This is a genomic window from Pedobacter sp. CG_S7 (genome assembly GCF_040544395.1).
In the GTDB taxonomy this organism is placed as follows: domain Bacteria; phylum Bacteroidota; class Bacteroidia; order Sphingobacteriales; family Sphingobacteriaceae; genus Pedobacter.
The window spans coordinates 1-19,187 of the sequence record NZ_JBEONS010000044.1; the positions used below are offsets into that span (position 1 = coordinate 1).

The following is a 19,187-nucleotide window of genomic DNA, read 5'->3' on the forward strand; positions in this document are numbered from 1 at the left end:
CAGCCATTTTATTTGAATTTTGAAACTGCCCCTAAACTAACAACGATTACAAGGGCTGAAAACAGTCAAATCTTTTAAAGTACCTGAGTAGTTACTACTAAAGCTCCAATAATTTAAAATTAAATGATTTGAAGAGTTGCTTTACCTTAGCAGACTTCACCTCTCCGGTGACGGATAATCTTGTTATACTTTTCACATTTAAAAAAGCTGCCGGAGTTTTTTTACTATTTTAGCCCCACAACACAAAAAGAGAACATGAAATTATTAATATTGAATTATAGTTTAATTGCTTTTTTATTTTTTCCGTCAGAAATAAAAGCACAGCTACCTGATTTAATACCTCTACCTGTAGAAATGAAAGCAGGCGAAATAAAAAATGCTTTTTCATTGAATAGCAATACGTTGATTTTATGGAGTGACACCGGCTTTAATCCATCTGCTGCATTTCTAAACAACTATCTGAAAAAACATTATCACCTGGAACTACGGGGCTTACCATATGCTGGTCAAGAAAAACGAAAGAATGTTGTTTCCATGGTCAGGGTAGTCGGTACAGTTAAAAATCCCGATCAATACCGTATTGAAGTAACACAAAATGGCATCCATATAAGCGCGGCTACAGATGCAGGTTTGTTTTACGGCATGCAAACACTTTTACAATTGTTACCTCCAAATGCAAATGGTGCTACTTATGCTATCCCTGCTGTTAGTATTTTAGATTACCCAAGGTTTGATTACAGAGGTATGCACCTGGATGTAAGCCGCCATTTCTTTGATGTAGCCTTTGTAAAGAAATACATTGATTACCTAGCCATGCATAAGATGAATTATTTTCATTGGCACCTAACGGATGACCATGGCTGGCGGATAGAAATTAAAAAATATCCTGAATTAACAGAAATTGGTGGGTGGCGCAATAGCTCCATCATTGGCATATACCCTGGAACAGGAAATGACGGCATCAGGTACGGAGGTTTTTATACACAGGAGCAGATTAAAGATGTGGTGAAATATGCACAGGAACGATATATTACAGTGATTCCAGAGATTGAAATGCCTGGTCACAGTATGGCAGTTTTAGCCGCTTTTCCTCATTTAAGCACCACTCCTGCAGCACCTAAAAAAGTAGCCGAAACCTGGGGTATTTTTAATAAATTCAATAATGTGTTACTGCCATCAGAACAGACCTTCACCTTTTTAGAAGACGTTTTAACAGAAGTAATGGCACTTTTCCCTTCCCCTTATATCCATATTGGTGGAGATGAGTGTGCTAAAATATGGTGGAAGCAAAGTACTTTTACTCAAAACCTAATCAAAGAGAAAGGGTTGAAAGATGAAAATGGTGTCCAAAGTTATTTTATTCATCGGATAGAGCAATTTGTAAACAGTAAGGGAAAAACGATAATTGGTTGGGATGAGATATTAGTTGGTGGTTTAGCACCAAATGCAATAGTAATGAGCTGGAGAGGTGAAAAAGGTGGCATAGCAGCAGCTAAAGAACAGCATAAAGTTATTATGACCCCTGAAAACTCAATGTATTTTAACCATAGTCAGTTTATGAAGGACGATTCATTAACAGCCAGCAAATTTTTACCGCTAGATATAGTATATAATTATGAACCAATAGCCAAAACACTAGATGCAGCAGATGAAAAATACATTTGGGGTGCGCAAGGCAATATGTGGTCAGAGTATATTACTAACCCAGCCAAGGTAGAATACATGCTATTTCCACGATTAGATGCTTTAAGTGAAGTTTTATGGAGCCCTAAAAATAAGCGTAACTACCCTGATTTTGAGCGTCGTTTAAAAACCCAGTTTAAAAGATATGACTTGCACCGTATTAATTACTCTAAACGTTATTTGTAGTTTCCACACGATTTCCTATATTTGTTTAATCCTTTAGTCAATGCAAAAAAGAACCCTGCTAGACGGAAAAAAATTCCAGATCACAATTAAACGACTTTGTCATCAGTTAATTGAGAATCATACTGATTTTTCAAAAACTGTATTAATTGGTATTCAACCAAGAGGCAGTTATTTTGCCGACCGCGTTGAACAAGAGCTTTCAGAAATTTTAAAAACCAATACCTTAAAAAAAGGCAATCTTGATATTACTTTTTTCAGAGATGATTTCAGGCGAAAAGATGGCCTTGTTTCAGCGAGTATTAACACCATTGATTTTATCATTGAAGACAAGGAAGTCATCTTAATTGATGATGTACTTTGGACAGGCCGCACAATACGAGCTGCTTTAGATGCCTTGCTTGCCTATGGCAGACCGGCAAAAGTAGAATTGATGGTTTTAATAGACCGCAGATTTTCAAGACATGTACCCATTGAACCAGATTATATTGGTTTGCAGGTAGACAGCCTAGACTCACAACTGGTTAAAGTTAGCTGGAAAGAGACTGAGGGCGAAGACAAAGTAATTTTATTATCAGAAAAGATCAAATAGAAATGGCAGCAGACAAACTATCAAGCCGACATCTTTTAGGCATCAAAGATATAAACCGGAATGATATTGAATTGATTTTCGAAACTGCCGATAATTTTAAAGATGTAATTAACAGGCCTATCAAACGGGTTCCATCTTTAAGGGATATAACTATCGCCAATATATTTTTCGAAAACTCTACCCGTACTAAATTATCATTCGAACTTGCAGAAAAAAGACTTTCTGCAGATGTAGTTAACTTTGCCGCTTCTTCTTCTTCCGTGAGCAAAGGGGAAACTTTAATTGATACCGTAAATAACATTCTGGCCATGAAAGTAGACATGGTGGTGATGAGGCATCCTTATGCAGGAGCCGGCGTTTTCTTAAGCAAGCACATCAATGCGCAAATTGTAAATGCCGGTGATGGTGCTCATGAGCATCCTACACAAGCATTACTGGATGCATATTCTATTCGTGAAAAATTAGGTGATGTTGCAGGGAAAAAGGTGGTTATTGTTGGTGATATACTTCATTCAAGAGTTGCTATATCAAATATCCTATGTTTGCAGAAACTCGGTGCTGAAGTTATGGTTTGTGGGCCTACAACGCTAATACCCAGACATATTACTAGTTTAGGCGTTAAGGTGGAACACGACCTTAGGAAAGCTTTGAACTGGTGTGATGTGGCCAATATGCTCCGCATACAGTTAGAAAGGCAGGATATTAAATACTTTCCGTCATTAAGAGAATACGCCATGATGTATGGTTTAACAAAACCTATTCTGGATAGCTTGAATAAAGAAATCATTGTGATGCACCCTGGACCTATTAATCGCGGTGTAGAAATAACCAGTGATGTTGCAGATAGTAAGCAATCAATTATTCTGGAACAGGTAGAAAATGGGGTTGCTATTAGGATGGCAGTACTTTATCTACTTGCTGCTCAAAGAGATTAACATCCTTGAGTACTTTTATATACCAATTTTACTAACTTTACGTTTAGACATGTGTTATTAACATATGTTGATTACTATTGTTAGTAAGCCGCTTTAGTCTATTTTTATTAGTAGCCATCATATTTTGAAAACCCGATGCAGAAAAAATACCTTTTTATACCCCTTATATTAGCAGCAAACTTTACAGCTGGATATGCACAGCTAAGTCCTTTAGTAAACCTAAATAAAAACTATCAAAGTGGATTAGAATTATTAGACCATGAAAAATATGTGGCAGCTGCCGTGCAGTTTAAGCTGGTTGAACAATCAAGGTTGAAACCAGATGCACAGCAAGAAAGTAATGCAGAACTAACTCTACTGAAAGAAAATGCTAAATTTTACGCCGCCGTTTGTGCTTTGGAATTGGGTAATGCAGATGCAGAAAGTTTATTTCAAAAATTCATAGCTGACTACCCATTAAATTCTAATACTAAGCTGGCATATTTTCATGTAGGTAAAGCCTATTTTGCACAAAAAAATTACGAGAAAGCTTTGACTTGGTTTGAAAAAACTGATCCGTCAACCCTTTCACAAAAACAACGTGTGGAGTACCAGTTTAAACAAGGATATGCTTATTTTGAATTGAAGAATATTGAAAAAGCAGAACCATTGTTCGAAGCGGTAAAAAAAGAAGACTCGCCGTTCAAGGAAGATGCAACCTATTATTTTGCTTACATCAATTACTTAAATAAAGAATACAAAACAGCCTTAAGTAATTTCGAAAAACTAAAAGGTTCTCCAACATATCAGGCCAGCTATCCTTACTACATTACTTCCATGTATTATTTAGATGAGCGATATGATGATGTTATCAGTTATGCTATACCGATAATGCAAAACATAGCTCCGCAATATGAAGCCGATATGCTAAGTTTAATTGCAGCATCTTACTTCGCAAAAGCTGATTATAAAAATGCAGAAAAATACTTTCAATCCTATTATAGTAAGGAGAATTCTTCAATTCCAAACAACTTGTTCTTATACCAATATGGTTATACTTTATTTGAATTAAAGAAGTATACCCAGGCAGTAACAGTCTTAGAAAAATTGAACAAGGATGATGTATACCTGCAAAGTGGTATGTATACCTTAGGTCGTACTTTTATTGAATTGAATAATAAAGAGAAAGCAAGAAGTGCTTTTTTTAGAGCTTCAAGACTTAACTTTAATAAAGTTACCCAGGAAGATGCATGGATAAATTATGGAAAACTTAGTTATGAGCTTGAGTTTAACCAGCAAGCATTAGATGCTACGCAAAACTTCTTAAAAGAATTTCCAACATCAAGAAAATTGAATGAAGCTAAAACACTATTAGGAGAGATTTTACTCAGCAGCAAGAATTACCAGGCGGCTATTGATATTTTACAGCCTATTCCTAATAAATCACCGGAAGCTAAAGAAGCTTATCAAAAAGTAACCTATTTCCGCGGTTTAGAATTTTATAATGAAAGGGCATTTCCTAATGCCTTGTCCATGTTTCTACGCTCTGAAACTTACCCATTAGACAAAGAAATCCAAGCATTAAATACTTATTGGAAAGCAGAAGCTTCTTATGAGTTACGCAAATTTGGTGAAGCGGTTAAGACTTTTGAAACATTTCTTTCCATGTCAGAAGCCAATAAAACTAAAGTTTATAATTTCGCCAATTATGCATTAGCTTATGCTGCTTTTGAAGATGAAAAATATACTAAAGCGGCTAATTACTTTGAACGTTTCCTAAATGGTCATGATAAAGATGGAAAAACAGTTGTCGACGCGACAATAAGACTAGCTGATTCCTACTTCGTTAATAAGAATTACGGAAATGCATTGCTCAATTATAATAAAATCATCAGCCAACAAGCAAAGGGTGAAGATTATGCTTTATTTCAAAGAGGGATGATACAGGGTTTAGAAAATCAGGATGATGCCAAAATTGCTACCATGGAAAGCTTGCTACAGCAATTCCCAGGATCTAACTATGCTGATGATGGAGGATTTGAAATAGCTTATACTTATTTCAACAAGGGGAACTTAGATAAATCTAAAAGTGACCTGAATAGTTTAATCAGGAAATATCCGAACAGCAGTTATATCCCAAGAGCATTAGTGACCATTGGTTTGGTTCAATATAACCAGGATCAGGATGCGGAGGCAACAGAAACCTTTAAAAAAGTTATCGCTGATTACGGCAGTACAGAGGAAGCTAAGCAATCATTGGAATCTATCAAAAACATCTACATGGATAAAGGTGATGCCAACGGTTTCATTAATTACGCCAACACCACTCCTATTGGAAATTATACCGTTGCTGAACAAGATAATATTGTTTTTCAGGCTGCAAATACACGCTATTTAAAAGGTGATTTTCAAGGTGCTTTTGAAGCTATAAATGGTTATTTCGACAAATTTTCGAAAGCAATTCATGACAAAGAAGCAAAATTTATCAGGGCAGAATCTTTAGTTAAATTAAACCGCCCAGCAGAGGCCATCTCTGATTATGAATATATTTTAAATGACTGGACCAGCGATTACACAGAGCGCTCTTTGGTTGGGATATCTGAATTATTTTTAAAGCAAAAGAAATACAATGAGGCAATAGTTTATTTGAAAAGATTGGAAACCACAGCTGATTATAAAGTACACTATACTTATGCTATCAATAACCTAATGAAAGCTTATGATGCGCTGAATATGGCTGACGATGTGATAAAGTATGTTAAGTTGATAAAGGAGTCGGATAAAGCATCTGAAGAAGAAAAGAACAGTGCTGACCTATATGCTGGTAAAGCTTATCTTTTAAATGCAGATACAACCTCTGCAATCAAATCTCTAAGCAATGTGGTGAATAAAACCAAGACTTTAGCAGCTGCAGAAGCAAAATATACACTTGCCACCTTACAATTTGCTAATAAGGACTATAAAACGTCACAGAAAACATGTTTCGATCTCATCAATAATATGCCCTCTTACGATTACTGGGTAGCAAAGGCATTCTTATTATTGGCAGATAATTACCTGGCCTTAAATGACAAGCTTCAGGCAAAAAGTACACTTTTAAGTCTTATTGATAATTATGAAGGCAAGGATGAAATTGTTCCTACTGCTAAAGAAAAACTAGAAAAAATTAAATAAGCTACGCAACATGACATTTAGGAAATTAATATATACAACAGTATTTTTTATTACAGCAGGTACCTTTAGTTTGAAGGCACAAGATAAAAAAGAGCCCGAAAAGAAACCAGATGATAAAACTATTGCAGAAGAAATTGAGGTAATCAGGCCTTACAAACCTGTATTAGCTGAAGCCGTAAAGTTAAGAAGAAGCCCGGATTTAAATGATGTTAAAACTTATAAGGCAAAGTTTAATTACGGATTAACAGATAGAAAACTGGAACTAAACGCTGACATTAATAAACTTCAAGCGCAACAAGTGGCCGAAGAGCGCCAAACAGAATTGACTAACAATTACCTCAAAGCAGGATTAGGAACTTCGGGTACTACCTTAGCCGAGGCTTTTATCAATATTGGACGAGATGAAGCACTGCAATTGGGTGGATTTTTCAGACACTTCGGACAAGAAGGTAAATTAAAAAATCAAAAATTTAATCAACAACAATTCAGTGTATTTGGAAAAAGTATTGCTGATCAGTTTACATTAAGTGGACGTCTAAATTACCAAAGAAATGGCCTATATTTTTATGGCCAGGACCCAAACAATTCTTTTCTCAATGAGAATCCTGCTAAACAATCTTTTAACTTTTTTGAAGCTGAAGGGGAAATAGCAAGTAAATACACCACAGATGAAGATGCGTTGAGCTATGCCGCCAAAATAAATGGCTATATGTGGGGCGACCATTATGACGCTAAGGAAAATTCAGTGAATTTAAATGCTTACCTGAATAAAAGAATTAGCAATTTCAATTTGGGTCTTGCCGCTGCTGTAGAAATGGGTAATACCAAAGATATGTCGGTAAGTGTAAACAACAACTTATTAAAATTAAACCCATATATCAGGCTGCAGACAAATGGCGTAAAAATTAATGCTGGAATTAATTTCGTGCAAGAATTTGGTACCTTTTCTGAAACCAGAATTTTCCCAGCCGTAACTGCCGACTTCACTTTAATTCCAGATTATTTACAATTATTTGGTGAGTTGAATGGTGATGTGAACAAAAACACTTTAAAAGAATTTAGTGACGATAATCCATTTTTAAACACCAATATTGAAATCCAAAACACAGTAGAAAAGTTGAGCTTTACTGGAGGTATTAAAGGAACCGCCGGACCTGGCTTTGGATACAAAGCAAAAGTATACCACAAGGAATTGAGCCAAATGCCTTTATTTGTTAACAACTTTAACAAACCTGCAAGTTTCGATGTAATATATGATTTCGGAACAATGAAACTGTTAGGGTTAGAAGGTGAATTATCTGTTCAGGTGAGCAATAGTTTAAAATGGACTGGTAAAATAAATTTGGAAAACTATAAACCTGAAAGAGAAAGAGAAAGCTGGTTTAAACCACAACTAAGAGTTAGTTCCAACTTATTATTCAATTTCAATGATAAATTAAGTTTCGATGCTGCCATAGCAATACAGGATGACACCAAAGCTAAGCTATATCTTGCGCAGCCTGATGCTCCTTATGTTGTGCCTAACCCTGATAATGAGCGTGTGGTAAATGTTAAGGGCTTTGTGGATTTAGGTATAGGTGCCGCATATAAAATAAATAACCAGTTCTCTGTATTTGCTAAAGCAAATAACTTGCTTAACACTAACAACGGCAGGTTTCTATACTACCAGGCTATTGGATTCAATGGTTTTGGTGGATTAACCTATTCTTTCTAGTCGGTTTTCAATAAATAATTGGTTGATAAAGAATTAAAATTTATTTTTACCAAAATGGATATAGTATCGTATTTAGCAGTAGTTATTCAAACAAATAAAGAAGTAGGTGTCCCCGAACTGGGGACATTCTTAAAAAAAAAGTCGCCAGGCAGGTATGATTCTGAACTCCATTCTTTTTTACTTCCAAGTTTACAACTGGCATTTAAGTTAGAAGTAACCGAGAATATTTTATTGGCTGAATACATTTGCAAACAACATAATCTATCTGAAGAATCTGCAAATTATCACATAGACCAATTTGTTGCTAATTTAAAGGAAAAGCTTTCAGATAATAAGGAAATAGATCTGCAAGAGCTTGGCAAGCTTGTATTGCAAGAAGGTGAATTGAAATTTTACGCAAATTCTCAATTAAACCTGGGTTTCAGATTTTATGGGCTTCCCGAAACTGCTGAAGAGATTACTTTTATAGAAAAGAAAGATACCCTGGAATCGGTTATTAATGAAAATAACGTTGAAGTAGAAAATCCAGGAAAAATATCCGAAGAACCCGTTATTAAGCCAGAGTCTGAAATTATTTTAGAAGAAAAAAAAGAAATAGACCCACCAGTTGCCCCAACCCAAATAAGCATTGCAGCTCCCGAGCAGGAGAAAATTCAGGAAATTACCGTTAATGAAGGAACAGTTAATTACCAAATTGAGGAATCAAGAAAGCGACCTATCCCTAGCTATTTAAAAATAATTATTGGTTTACTTATACTTCTAACATTAACCTTAGCCTTATTTTTATGGAATCCAGATTTGTTTGATAATTTAACTCAAAAACAAAATGTCCCAGTACAGCGTATCCCGGCTGCACCAGTAAATAATGCGCCATTAAGTGCAGATACTTTAACGGCTACCGATACGGTTAAAAGAGATACGATTCCGGTAAAGCTTAGTGCGGATCCAATTGTGGCTAGGCCAGTAATGCCCATTCAAAAAGGAATCACATTTGAGGTCATAGGCTCTTCTGTTTACAGTCAGAAAGAAGCTGATCAATTCATTGCTTTCATGAAAAGAAAATGGGGAATGGATGCAAAAGTGGTTAGCCAAAGACCAGGTAAAAAAATAAAAATCAGCATTGCAACATTTAAGGATGAAAAAACAGCCCGAGCCGCACGTTCCAGAATAGAAAAAAAAATAAAAATACCAGGACTATACATTTATATTAACACAAACAAACCAGAATAATATGATTACATTGTTACAGGGTGCCAGTGATACGGCAAACCAAATTATTGATACAGCAAACGTTGTAAAACAAGCTGTAACTACTGCACCTCCCGAATTACATTTTATAGATTTATTGTTTAAAGGTGGCTGGGTAATGATACCATTGGCCATACTTGCCTTTTTAGGATTGGTTATATTTATTGAAAGGTATATCACTATTCGGAAATCTTCCAAAACAGAGTCGAATCTTATGCTGCAAATTAAGCAATACATACAGGATGGAAGATTAGAAAATGCCATTTCACTTTGCCGCAATTCAAACTCTCCACTAGGAAGAATGTTAGAAAAAGGCTTAAAGCGAATTGGACGTCCGATTAAAGACATTGAAGGTGCTATTGAAAATACGGGTAAATTAGAAGTATCTAAGCTTGAAAAAAACTTAGGGATATTAGCCATTATAGCTGGAATTGCACCCATGCTCGGTTTTGTGGGAACTATTATTGGAGTAATTACCATTTTCCATGATGTATCAATTAAAGGTGCCATTGAAATAGGAACCATCTCGGGTGGTTTATACACCAAAATGATTACTTCTGCAACTGGATTAATTATCGGTATCATCGCTTATGTTTTATACCACATTCTAAATATGATGGTAGAAAGAATCATTTTAAGAATGGAAACTGATGCAATTGAATTTATTGACTTATTAGAGGAACCAGGCAAATAATGAATCTGAGAAAAAGAAATAAAGGTACGGTTGAGGTTAATACCTCTGCACTAAATGATATTATGTTTATGCTGATGTTGTTTTTTCTACTGGCATCAGCTATAGTTAATCCACAGGTAGTAAAGCTATTGCTACCAAGATCTGAAAGTGGACAACAATCTTCTGCACAAAAAACCGTTACAGTTTCTATAGATGAAAAGCTAAATTACTTTGTTGAAAAGCAACAGGTAACCCTCGACAACTTAAAAAGCACGGTAGAGACGTATCAGAAGGCTTCTCCAGATTTAACCATCGTACTTTATGTTGCAAGAGGTGTTTCTATAGAAAACACAATGCAGGTTTTTGATGTTGCTAATCAATTGAAGCTTAAAGTTGTATTGGCTGTAGAACCTAAGAAATAATGACATACAATCAGGAAGAAAATAACTACCCTAAGGCTTTGGCTATTTCTACAGTCATTATGGCGTTACTTATTGTCATAAGTTTTTTCATAGTTATCGGGTCATTCAAGCCTGTTGAAGAAGCTGGCATGGGCGGTATGGTCGTTAATTATGGCACTGAAGTAAGTGGAATGGGTACTGATTATACCAGTATCGAAGAACCATCTGCAGACCCAAATGCCAATGAACAAGCCCCCGATAAGGTTGTTCCAGAGCAACAGACAATACAGCAATCTACACCTCAGGCCAGTGATAAAGATGTAGTTACTCAAAACACCGAAGAAGCGGTAAGTATTAACACAAAAAAAACTAAAACTACTGCTACCCCAAATGCAGCTGTAGAAGATAAACCTGCAAAACCAACCATTAACCAAAGTGCCTTATATAAAGGTAAAGCCAATAAAGGCACCGGTAAAGGTGATGGAACAGGCGATACACCTGGTAACCAAGGCAGTGTAAATGGAGACCCACTGAGCAATAATTATGGCGAAGGCGGATCTGGGTTTGGTGAAACACCAATCGCTTTAAGAAGGTTCACTAATCTAGTTACACCGAGTGACGACGGACAGAAAAGAGGAAAGATTGCCGTTAGAATATCAATCAATAGAGAAGGAATTGTAATCAACGCAGTGCCGGGAGTTAAAGGAACGACTTTAAATGACCGTGAATTATGGCAAAAATGCAAAAATGCTGTTATGGGCGCACGCTTAAATCAATCCTCCACTGCTCCTGATGTTCAGGTTGGCGTAGTAGTTTTCAATTTTAAAGTGCAATAAAAGTCCACCTACCTGAAGATTTATTTTAATGACTTATTCACAAACGCTGCACTACCTCTATAATAAACTACCCATGTTTACCCGTGTGGGTGCAATAGCCTATAAAAAAGATTTACACAATACGCTAATTTTATGTGAGCAGTTGGGAAATCCACAACATCAATTTAAAACCATACATGTAGGTGGCACCAATGGAAAAGGTTCTACCTCACACATGCTGGCAGCTATTTTACAACAGGCAGGTTATAAAACAGGGCTTTATACTTCTCCCCATTTAAAAGATTTTCGGGAACGCATCCGGATCAATGGTAAAATGATCTCTAAAGGATTTGTAAGTAATTTTATAAAGGAACAGCAGGCATCCTTCGAAACATTGCAGCCTTCCTTTTTTGAAGTCACTGTAGGTATGGCTTTTTCTTATTTTGAACAACAAAAAGTAGATATAGCCATTATTGAGGTGGGTCTTGGCGGCAGACTTGATTCTACCAACATCATTTCACCAGAATTAGCTGTCATTACCAATATCAGCCTAGACCACACCAATATTCTGGGCAATACCCTTAGGGCAATTGCAGGTGAAAAAGCGGGCATCATTAAACACAATATTCCTGTTGTAATTGGCGAAAGACATCCGGAAACCGACAATGTATTTATAAAAAAAGCACTAGAAACAGATAGCACTTTAGTTTTTGCAGCCGATGAGCTGAACTTGTCTGACATTCAGATAGATAAACAATACCTGATAACCACCATTAAAAAGGGCACCGAAGTGCTTTTCAAAGGAATTAAGCTAGACTTGACAGGAACTTATCAATTAAAAAATGTATTGACTGTTGTGGCTGCTATTTTAAAATTAAAAGACCTGCATTTTAACATCTCTAATAAAGCTGTATTTACTGCATTAAAAAATGTTAAAAAAATTACAGGTTTGAAGGGAAGGTGGCAGACACTATCAAATTCCCCTTTAATAATTTGCGATACAGGCCATAATTCTGCTGGGCTAAAGGAAGTGCTACAAAACATTCAGAATACCACATACCAAAACCTGCATATGGTTATTGGGGTATTAAAAGATAAAGATGTAAATGGCTTTTTGTCGCTTTTACCCATAAAGGCAACCTATTATTTTACTCAACCACAGTTGGAACGGGCCCTACCAGCGATTAAACTTGCTGATCAAGCCTCAAAACACCAACTTTTCGGGCAAGCTTATGATGATGTTGCTTCTGCGCTGCAGGCTGCAAAAAAGAATGCAGGTCCTAATGATTTAATATTTATTGGTGGAAGCACTTTCGTTGTCGCTGAAGTTATATGATATCTTTACAGTAACCTATTATCTTTTATATAAAAGGATCAATACATTTGCTTTTCCTAACTATAAATAATGAAGAAATCATTTTTACAATTGTCCGTGTTACTGCTATTATGCATTCCTGTTTTTGCACAAACAAAAGTTAGTAAACAACCGGCTACGGCTGTTTACCCAACAACCATCAATAGACCAAAACTTGTAGTTGGTTTTGTAGTAGACCAAATGCGCTGGGATTACCTTTACCGTTATTACGAAAGATATGGTGATGGGGGTTTTAAACGATTAATTAATGAGGGTTTTTCAGCTGAAAACACTTTTATCCCCTATTTACCAACAATTACAGCATGTGGTCATGCTAGTATTTATACCGGTTCTGTTCCTGCTATCAATGGTATTATTGGAAACAACTGGTTTGATCCACAATTAGGCAGAGATGTTTATTGTACTGAAGATAAAGAAGTTAAAACAGTGGGTAGCACCTCGGATGCTGGTGAAATGTCTCCAAAAAACTTATTGACCAATACCATAACTGACGAATTAAAGTTAGCAACCAATTTCAAAAGTAAGGTGATAGGCATCTCTTTGAAAGACCGTGGTGCTATACTCCCTGCCGGACATTCTGCAAATGGCGCTTACTGGTATGATGGTGCTTCGGGAAACTGGATTACCAGTACTTATTATAGGAAAGACTTACCCACATGGGTTTCAAATTATAACGATTTGAAGAAAACAAATGAGTATTTGTCGAAGGACTGGAACACATTATATCCTATCAATACTTATACACAAAGCACTACAGATGACAAACCTTATGAAGGTAAATTCAAAGGTGCAACGACCAGTAGCTTCCCACATGTGCTAAAAAATGCTGTTGGTAATGATTATGGGTTAATTAGAAGTACCCCCTATGGTAATACCATGACCCTTGATTTAGCAAAAAAAGCAATTAGCGGTGAAAAATTAGGCCAAGGTGAGGTTACAGATTTTCTAGCAGTAAGTTGTTCTTCTACAGATTATGTTGGTCACCAGTTCGGTCCTAATTCAATTGAAGCAGAAGACACCTATTTGCGTTTGGATAAAGACCTGCAGGAATTCTTAAATTACCTGGATAAAACAGTAGGAAAAGGAAATTATTTATTTTTCCTAACTTCAGATCATGGAGCAGTACAAGTTCCTGGATTTTTAGTTGAGAATAAAATCCCTGCCGGAACTATCAGTAGCAGTCAATTAATGAAAGATTTGAATCTTTTACTTGAAAAAGAATTTAATATTAAAAAGAGTATTTCTGCATTGATGAATTATCAAGTTATTTTTAACCAACCATTGATCAGAGAAAGCAAGGGTGATTTTGACAAGATGAAGGAAACGGTTATTAATTACTTGAAACAACAAACCGGTATTTTGGATGCAGGAGATTTGACTAAAATCAACAGTGCAACGTTACCTGAAGAAGTCAAAAAGCGTGTAAGTAATGGATATAATGCCCGCAGAAGTGGTGATGTTTATTTCGTCTTAAACCCAAATTGGTTTTCTGGCGGTAAAACAGGAACCTCCCATTCTACCTGGTATCCTTATGATTCACATATCCCACTCGTATTTATGGGTTGGAAAGTCAAACCTGGAAAAACAAATAAAAATTATTACATGTCTGATATCGCTGCTACACTGGCAGCAATGCTACATATACAAATGCCAAATGGCAGCTTAGGAACGCCCATAACAGAGCTTACCCACAACTAAAAATTAAAAAGCTGCAGGTCTGCGGCTTTTTAATTTTTAGTACCTTTACTCAGCAAGTATAAACCGTTGTATGGATCCAATTGAAATTTATAAACCCAAAAATAAAATACGTTTTGTAACAGCAGCTGCATTATTTGATGGGCATGATGCCACTATTAATATCATGCGCCGCATTCTGCAATCTTCTGGTGCTGAAGTCATCCACCTGGGCCATAACCGCTCCGTTGATGAAGTGGTAAATTGTGCCATTCAGGAAGATGTACAAGGGATAGCCATGACTTCTTACCAAGGTGGCCACATGGAGTACTTTAAGTATATGCATGATTTACTTTTAGAAAGAGGTGCAACACACATTAAAATATTTGCTGGCGGTGGTGGTGTTATCTTACCATCAGAAATTCAGGAACTGCAAGAATATGGAATTGCCAAAATCTACTCTCCAGATGACGGTCGAAAAATGGGTTTGCAAGGCATGATCAATAATATGTTGGAACAAACAGATTATGTGACTACCACATCCATTAACGGCGAATTGATTCGCATACTTCAGAAAGATATAAAAAGCATTGCTGCTGCAATTACTGTTGCAGAAAATGATCCTGAAGGTGCACAAGGATTTGTTAATGAATTAAAAAAACTCACTATAGGCAACCAGGCCCCAGTTATAGGCATCACTGGAACAGGTGGCTCTGGTAAATCTTCCCTGGTGGATGAACTGGTAAGAAGGTTTTTAATCGAAGTTGAAGATAAAACACTAGCTATTATTTCTGTTGATCCATCTAAAAGAAAAACAGGTGGAGCCTTGCTTGGAGACCGAATAAGGATGAATGCCATTAATAATCCAAGAATTTACATGCGTTCCCTGGCTACAAGACAGGCCAATCTAGCTTTGTCAAAAAACGTTCAGGAAAGTATTGATATCTGTAAAGCAGTTGGTTACGATTTAATTATTGTAGAAACATCTGGTATCGGACAATCGGATACCGAAATAACAGAACATTGTGATGTATCCTTATATGTGATGACCCCAGAATTTGGTGCAGCAACACAACTGGAAAAAATCGATATGCTTGACTTTGCAGATTTGGTTGCCATCAATAAATTCGATAAACGTGGTGCTTTAGATGCATTGCGCGATGTTCGTAAACAATACAGACGAAACCATAACCTGTTTGATGCAAAAGAAGAAAGTATTCCGGTGTACGGTACCATGGCTTCCCAATTCAATGATCCGGGGATGAACAACCTTTTCACTTCTTTGTTACAAAAAATAAACGAGAAAACAGGCGTTGATTTCAAAGCACAAAAGGCCTTAACATTAGAGCAATCTGAAAAAACATACATCATACCACCAGATAGAATCAGATACCTGTCGGAAATTGCAGAGTCTAGTCAAGCTTACAACGAATGGGTCGCTACACAAAGTGCCATCGCGAGAAAGTTATATCAATTACAAGGGGTAATAAAACTTGCAACAGAAGAAGTTTTAACAAAAAAAATACCAGTAGATATAAGTACGGTAGAAGCCCTGGAAGCTATTTACAATCATATAGCTGAACAACAGGATGGTATTTGTAAACGACTATTAAAGGAATGGCCGGAAACAAAGGCTAAATACAAGGAAGAATATTTCGTTTATAAAGTAAGAGACAAAGAAATTAAACAACCATTGTTTTATGAATCATTATCAAAATTAAAAATACCAAAAATTTCTCTGCCTAAATATGAAGATTGGGGTGATATACTCCACTGGTTATTAACAGAAAATGTACCTGGAGAATTTCCTTATGCCGCTGGCGTTTTTCCATTAAAGCGGGAAGGCGAAGATCCAACACGTATGTTTGCAGGAGAGGGTGGCCCAGAACGCACCAACAAGCGATTCCACTATGTTTCATTAGGCCAGCCAGCACACCGGCTTTCAACAGCTTTTGACTCTGTTACCTTATATGGTGAAGATCCACATATACGTCCTGATATCTATGGTAAAATTGGAAACTCAGGGGTGAGTATAGCTACACTTGATGATGCAAAAAAACTATATTCAGGTTTTGACTTATGTGCTCCATCAACTTCGGTATCTATGACTATTAATGGTCCGGCACCTATGCTTCTTGGTTTTTTCTTGAATGCTGCTATCGACCAACAATGTGAAAAATACATCATTGCAAATGGCCTTCAAACAGAAGTTGAAGAAAAGATTAAGGATATATATGAAGGTGAAAATCCTTCAAAACCATTTTACAGAGGTGACTTACCAGAAGGAAACTCAGGTTTGGGGCTTATGCTTTTAGGCGTTACTGGAGATCAAGTATTACCTCCTGAAATTTATGAACCTATAAAAGCAAAAGCAATAAGTAGTGTTAGAGGTACTGTGCAAGCAGATATATTAAAGGAAGACCAGGCTCAAAATACGTGCATATTCTCCACTGAATTCGCCTTAAGGATGATGGGGGATATTCAAATGTACTTTATAGAGGAGAAAGTCCGAAATTTTTATTCAGTATCCATATCAGGCTATCACATTGCCGAAGCAGGAGCCAACCCAATTTCACAATTAGCCTTTACCTTAAGCAATGGGTTTACATTTGTAGAGTATTATTTAAGTCGTGGAATGGCTATCGATGATTTTGCACCAAACCTTTCTTTTTTCTTTTCTAATGGGATAGATCCAGAATATTCGGTAATTGGAAGAGTGGCTAGGCGTATCTGGGCTAAAGCCATCAAAAATAAATACAAAGGAAATGACCGTTCACAAAAACTAAAATACCATATTCAAACATCTGGGCGCTCGCTACATGCGCAAGAGATAGATTTCAACGATATCAGAACAACCTTACAAGCCTTGTATGCTATTTACGATAACTGTAATTCCTTACATACCAATGCTTACGACGAAGCTATTACAACACCAACAGAAGAATCTGTTAGAAGAGCAATGGCCATACAACTCATTATCAACAGGGAACTAGGGTTAGCAAAAAACGAGAACCCTTTGCAAGGCGCTTTCATCATTGAAGATTTAACAGACCTGGTTGAAGAGGCCGTTTTATTAGAATTCAAACGAATAAACGACAGAGGGGGTGTAATAGGTGCTATGGAAACGATGTACCAGCGTGGCAAAATTCAAGAAGAAAGCTTGTATTATGAAACCTTAAAACATAATGGTGAATACCCTATTGTAGGAGTAAATACTTTTTTAAATAAAAATGGTTCACCAACAATTGTTCCTGGCGAAGTTATCCGTGCCACAGAAGAGGAAAAACAATTTCAAATCACAGCCCTAAAATCTTTCCAACAAAGGAATGCTGGATCAACAGAACAAGCCTTAAAGCAATTACAAGTTGCAGCCATAGCAGGTAAAAACATCTTTGAAGAGCTTATGGAAGTTTGCAAAATCTGTTCATTAGGACAAATATCAAATGCCCTTTATGAAGTTGGCGGGCAATATAGAAGGAATATGTAATACAATAGCTATAAACTAAAAAGGGCCTGATGATTTTGCGCTTTTTAGTTTATAGCTATTGTATTCTTAAGAATTAATCCAACTAAATTTATATTCCATTGAAGGGTTTTTCATCCGATCAGCAATACGGATCAACCTGCTTGGCAAAGCCATGATATAATCACGTGCTTTTTCTCCAGACTCATTAAGATCGCGCATACCATCTAAATTCCACTCATCTATTAATTGTTGCATTATTTCAACGTAATCAATTGCAGTATAAACACCTAACCTTTGTGCAGCATCGGTAAAATGACCAAAAGTTTGGCCAATTTTCAATCCCATTTCTCTTAAGAAATGTGCTGGCATAACGATTTTCTTACGCATCATATCTTCAAAAGCAATCAACGCCTCATTTTGATCTACTTCAAAAATCTTACTCATGAAATCTTTATATGCTTTAGCATGTCTGGCTTCATCAGAGGCAATTACACCACACATTTTTGAAAGTAGGTTATCACCATCTTTCTTCGCTAAAGAAGCAACTCTTCTATGTGAAATATTAGTTGCCAATTCCTGAAAACTGGTATATATAAAATTACGATAAGGATCATGCCCTGTACCAATATCAAAGCCATCAGCAATTAAATATTGGGTAGAGATTTCAAACTGTTTCATGTCAACACGCCCAGATAAATAAAGGTATTTATTTAATAAATCACCATGACGGTTTTCTTCTGCAGTCCAATGACGGTTCCATTTCATCCAGCCACCTTGCTCGCTCTTATTTACCCCTTCAACCATGGAAAGCCATGATTCATAAGTAGGTAAAGCTTCTTCAGTTACAGTATCACCTACAAGAACAGCAACCAGATCATAAGATAAATCTTTAGCCTTCTCTTGCAACTGTTTTACATCCTGAAAAAATGTCTCACTCGAAGAGTCGGGCAAAAAATCAGAGGGCTGCCAATTCGTATCAATCGGTTTTAAGTAAGAATGCATTGCCTCCAGCATATAACCTTCTACGTGAAGCATTACTTCCCTTCTTTTTTCTGCGAAATAACTCATTGTTTGTTCATTTAATTAAATGCAAAGATAACCAAATAAATTGCATAAAATATGACTGCAATCATTTAATTGGGCTCAGATTAAAATATAATAGGCCAATATAGTTGAGTACGGATCAATGCCAAATGTTGTGGGCTGAGGCTAAAAATTTATCTTTGTATTTTGATAAAGATTGATATTTATGCCCACGAGCCACACCTCCATACT

General features: G+C 36.4%; 13 protein-coding genes. 12 read left to right on the forward strand and 1 reads right to left on the reverse strand.

From position 1 onward, the window contains the following. Positions 1-255 precede the first annotated feature (255 nt). The 12 genes from AAKU52_RS15645 to AAKU52_RS15700 all read left to right on the forward strand — a co-directional run bounded on the left by AAKU52_RS15645 (position 256) and on the right by AAKU52_RS15700 (position 17,933). Complete coding sequence (locus tag AAKU52_RS15645) at positions 256-1,869, forward strand: beta-N-acetylhexosaminidase (RefSeq protein WP_354335229.1); 1,614 nt, start codon at positions 256-258, stop codon at positions 1,867-1,869. A 40-nt stretch (positions 1,870-1,909) separates the two neighbouring features. Continuing rightward, a complete protein-coding gene (pyrR, locus tag AAKU52_RS15650; RefSeq protein WP_354335231.1) occupies positions 1,910-2,458 on the forward strand; it encodes a bifunctional pyr operon transcriptional regulator/uracil phosphoribosyltransferase PyrR in 549 nt (182 codons plus the stop codon). Positions 2,459-2,460: 2 nt separating this feature from the next. Next, positions 2,461-3,393 (forward strand): aspartate carbamoyltransferase catalytic subunit, encoded by a 933-nt coding sequence (locus AAKU52_RS15655; protein WP_354335233.1) that lies wholly within the window; start codon positions 2,461-2,463, stop codon positions 3,391-3,393. Between the two features lie 135 nt (positions 3,394-3,528). Beyond that, a complete protein-coding gene (locus tag AAKU52_RS15660) occupies positions 3,529-6,546 on the forward strand; it encodes a tetratricopeptide repeat protein (protein ID WP_354335236.1) in 3,018 nt (1,005 codons plus the stop codon). A gap of 10 nt (positions 6,547-6,556) precedes the next feature. Then, positions 6,557-8,260, forward strand: a complete 1,704-nt coding sequence (locus AAKU52_RS15665; protein WP_354335238.1) for a TonB-dependent receptor — start codon at positions 6,557-6,559, stop codon at positions 8,258-8,260. A gap of 54 nt (positions 8,261-8,314) precedes the next feature. After that, a complete protein-coding gene (locus tag AAKU52_RS15670; RefSeq protein ID WP_354335240.1) occupies positions 8,315-9,490 on the forward strand; it encodes an HU family DNA-binding protein in 1,176 nt (391 codons plus the stop codon). Between the two features lies 1 nt (position 9,491). Next, complete coding sequence (locus AAKU52_RS15675; protein ID WP_354335242.1) at positions 9,492-10,202, forward strand: MotA/TolQ/ExbB proton channel family protein; 711 nt, start codon at positions 9,492-9,494, stop codon at positions 10,200-10,202. Continuing rightward, complete coding sequence (locus tag AAKU52_RS15680; RefSeq protein ID WP_354335244.1) at positions 10,202-10,603, forward strand: ExbD/TolR family protein; 402 nt, start codon at positions 10,202-10,204, stop codon at positions 10,601-10,603. The genes AAKU52_RS15675 and AAKU52_RS15680 overlap by 1 nt, the downstream gene beginning before the upstream one ends. Next, complete coding sequence (locus tag AAKU52_RS15685; protein ID WP_354335246.1) at positions 10,603-11,418, forward strand: energy transducer TonB; 816 nt, start codon at positions 10,603-10,605, stop codon at positions 11,416-11,418. The genes AAKU52_RS15680 and AAKU52_RS15685 overlap by 1 nt, the downstream gene beginning before the upstream one ends. A gap of 28 nt (positions 11,419-11,446) precedes the next feature. Then, positions 11,447-12,733 carry a bifunctional folylpolyglutamate synthase/dihydrofolate synthase gene (locus AAKU52_RS15690; protein ID WP_354335248.1) on the forward strand — a complete coding sequence of 429 codons (1,287 nt, stop codon included), beginning with the start codon at positions 11,447-11,449 and terminating at the stop codon, positions 12,731-12,733. A 69-nt stretch (positions 12,734-12,802) separates the two neighbouring features. Further along, complete coding sequence (gene pafA / locus AAKU52_RS15695) at positions 12,803-14,470, forward strand: alkaline phosphatase PafA (protein WP_354335250.1); 1,668 nt, start codon at positions 12,803-12,805, stop codon at positions 14,468-14,470. Between the two features lie 70 nt (positions 14,471-14,540). After that, complete coding sequence (locus AAKU52_RS15700; RefSeq protein ID WP_354335252.1) at positions 14,541-17,933, forward strand: methylmalonyl-CoA mutase family protein; 3,393 nt, start codon at positions 14,541-14,543, stop codon at positions 17,931-17,933. 66 nt (positions 17,934-17,999) lie between these two features. Here AAKU52_RS15700 and AAKU52_RS15705 read toward each other — a convergent pair whose 3' ends face one another. Further along, positions 18,000-18,980 carry an acyl-ACP desaturase gene (locus AAKU52_RS15705; RefSeq protein ID WP_354335254.1) on the reverse strand — a complete coding sequence of 327 codons (981 nt, stop codon included), beginning with the start codon at positions 18,978-18,980 and terminating at the stop codon, positions 18,000-18,002. Positions 18,981-19,187 lie beyond the last annotated feature (207 nt).

Coding starts and splice junctions, on each gene's coding strand:
- AAKU52_RS15645 (WP_354335229.1), top strand. CDS start 256: ATGAAATTATTAATATTGAATTATAGTTTAATTGCTTTTTTATTTTTT.
- pyrR (WP_354335231.1), top strand. CDS start 1,910: ATGCAAAAAAGAACCCTGCTAGACGGAAAAAAATTCCAGATCACAATT.
- AAKU52_RS15655 (WP_354335233.1), top strand. CDS start 2,461: ATGGCAGCAGACAAACTATCAAGCCGACATCTTTTAGGCATCAAAGAT.
- AAKU52_RS15660 (WP_354335236.1), top strand. CDS start 3,529: ATGCAGAAAAAATACCTTTTTATACCCCTTATATTAGCAGCAAACTTT.
- AAKU52_RS15665 (WP_354335238.1), top strand. CDS start 6,557: ATGACATTTAGGAAATTAATATATACAACAGTATTTTTTATTACAGCA.
- AAKU52_RS15670 (WP_354335240.1), top strand. CDS start 8,315: ATGGATATAGTATCGTATTTAGCAGTAGTTATTCAAACAAATAAAGAA.
- AAKU52_RS15675 (WP_354335242.1), top strand. CDS start 9,492: ATGATTACATTGTTACAGGGTGCCAGTGATACGGCAAACCAAATTATT.
- AAKU52_RS15680 (WP_354335244.1), top strand. CDS start 10,202: ATGAATCTGAGAAAAAGAAATAAAGGTACGGTTGAGGTTAATACCTCT.
- AAKU52_RS15685 (WP_354335246.1), top strand. CDS start 10,603: ATGACATACAATCAGGAAGAAAATAACTACCCTAAGGCTTTGGCTATT.
- AAKU52_RS15690 (WP_354335248.1), top strand. CDS start 11,447: ATGACTTATTCACAAACGCTGCACTACCTCTATAATAAACTACCCATG.
- pafA (WP_354335250.1), top strand. CDS start 12,803: ATGAAGAAATCATTTTTACAATTGTCCGTGTTACTGCTATTATGCATT.
- AAKU52_RS15700 (WP_354335252.1), top strand. CDS start 14,541: ATGGATCCAATTGAAATTTATAAACCCAAAAATAAAATACGTTTTGTA.
- AAKU52_RS15705 (WP_354335254.1), bottom strand. CDS start 18,980: ATGAGTTATTTCGCAGAAAAAAGAAGGGAAGTAATGCTTCACGTAGAA.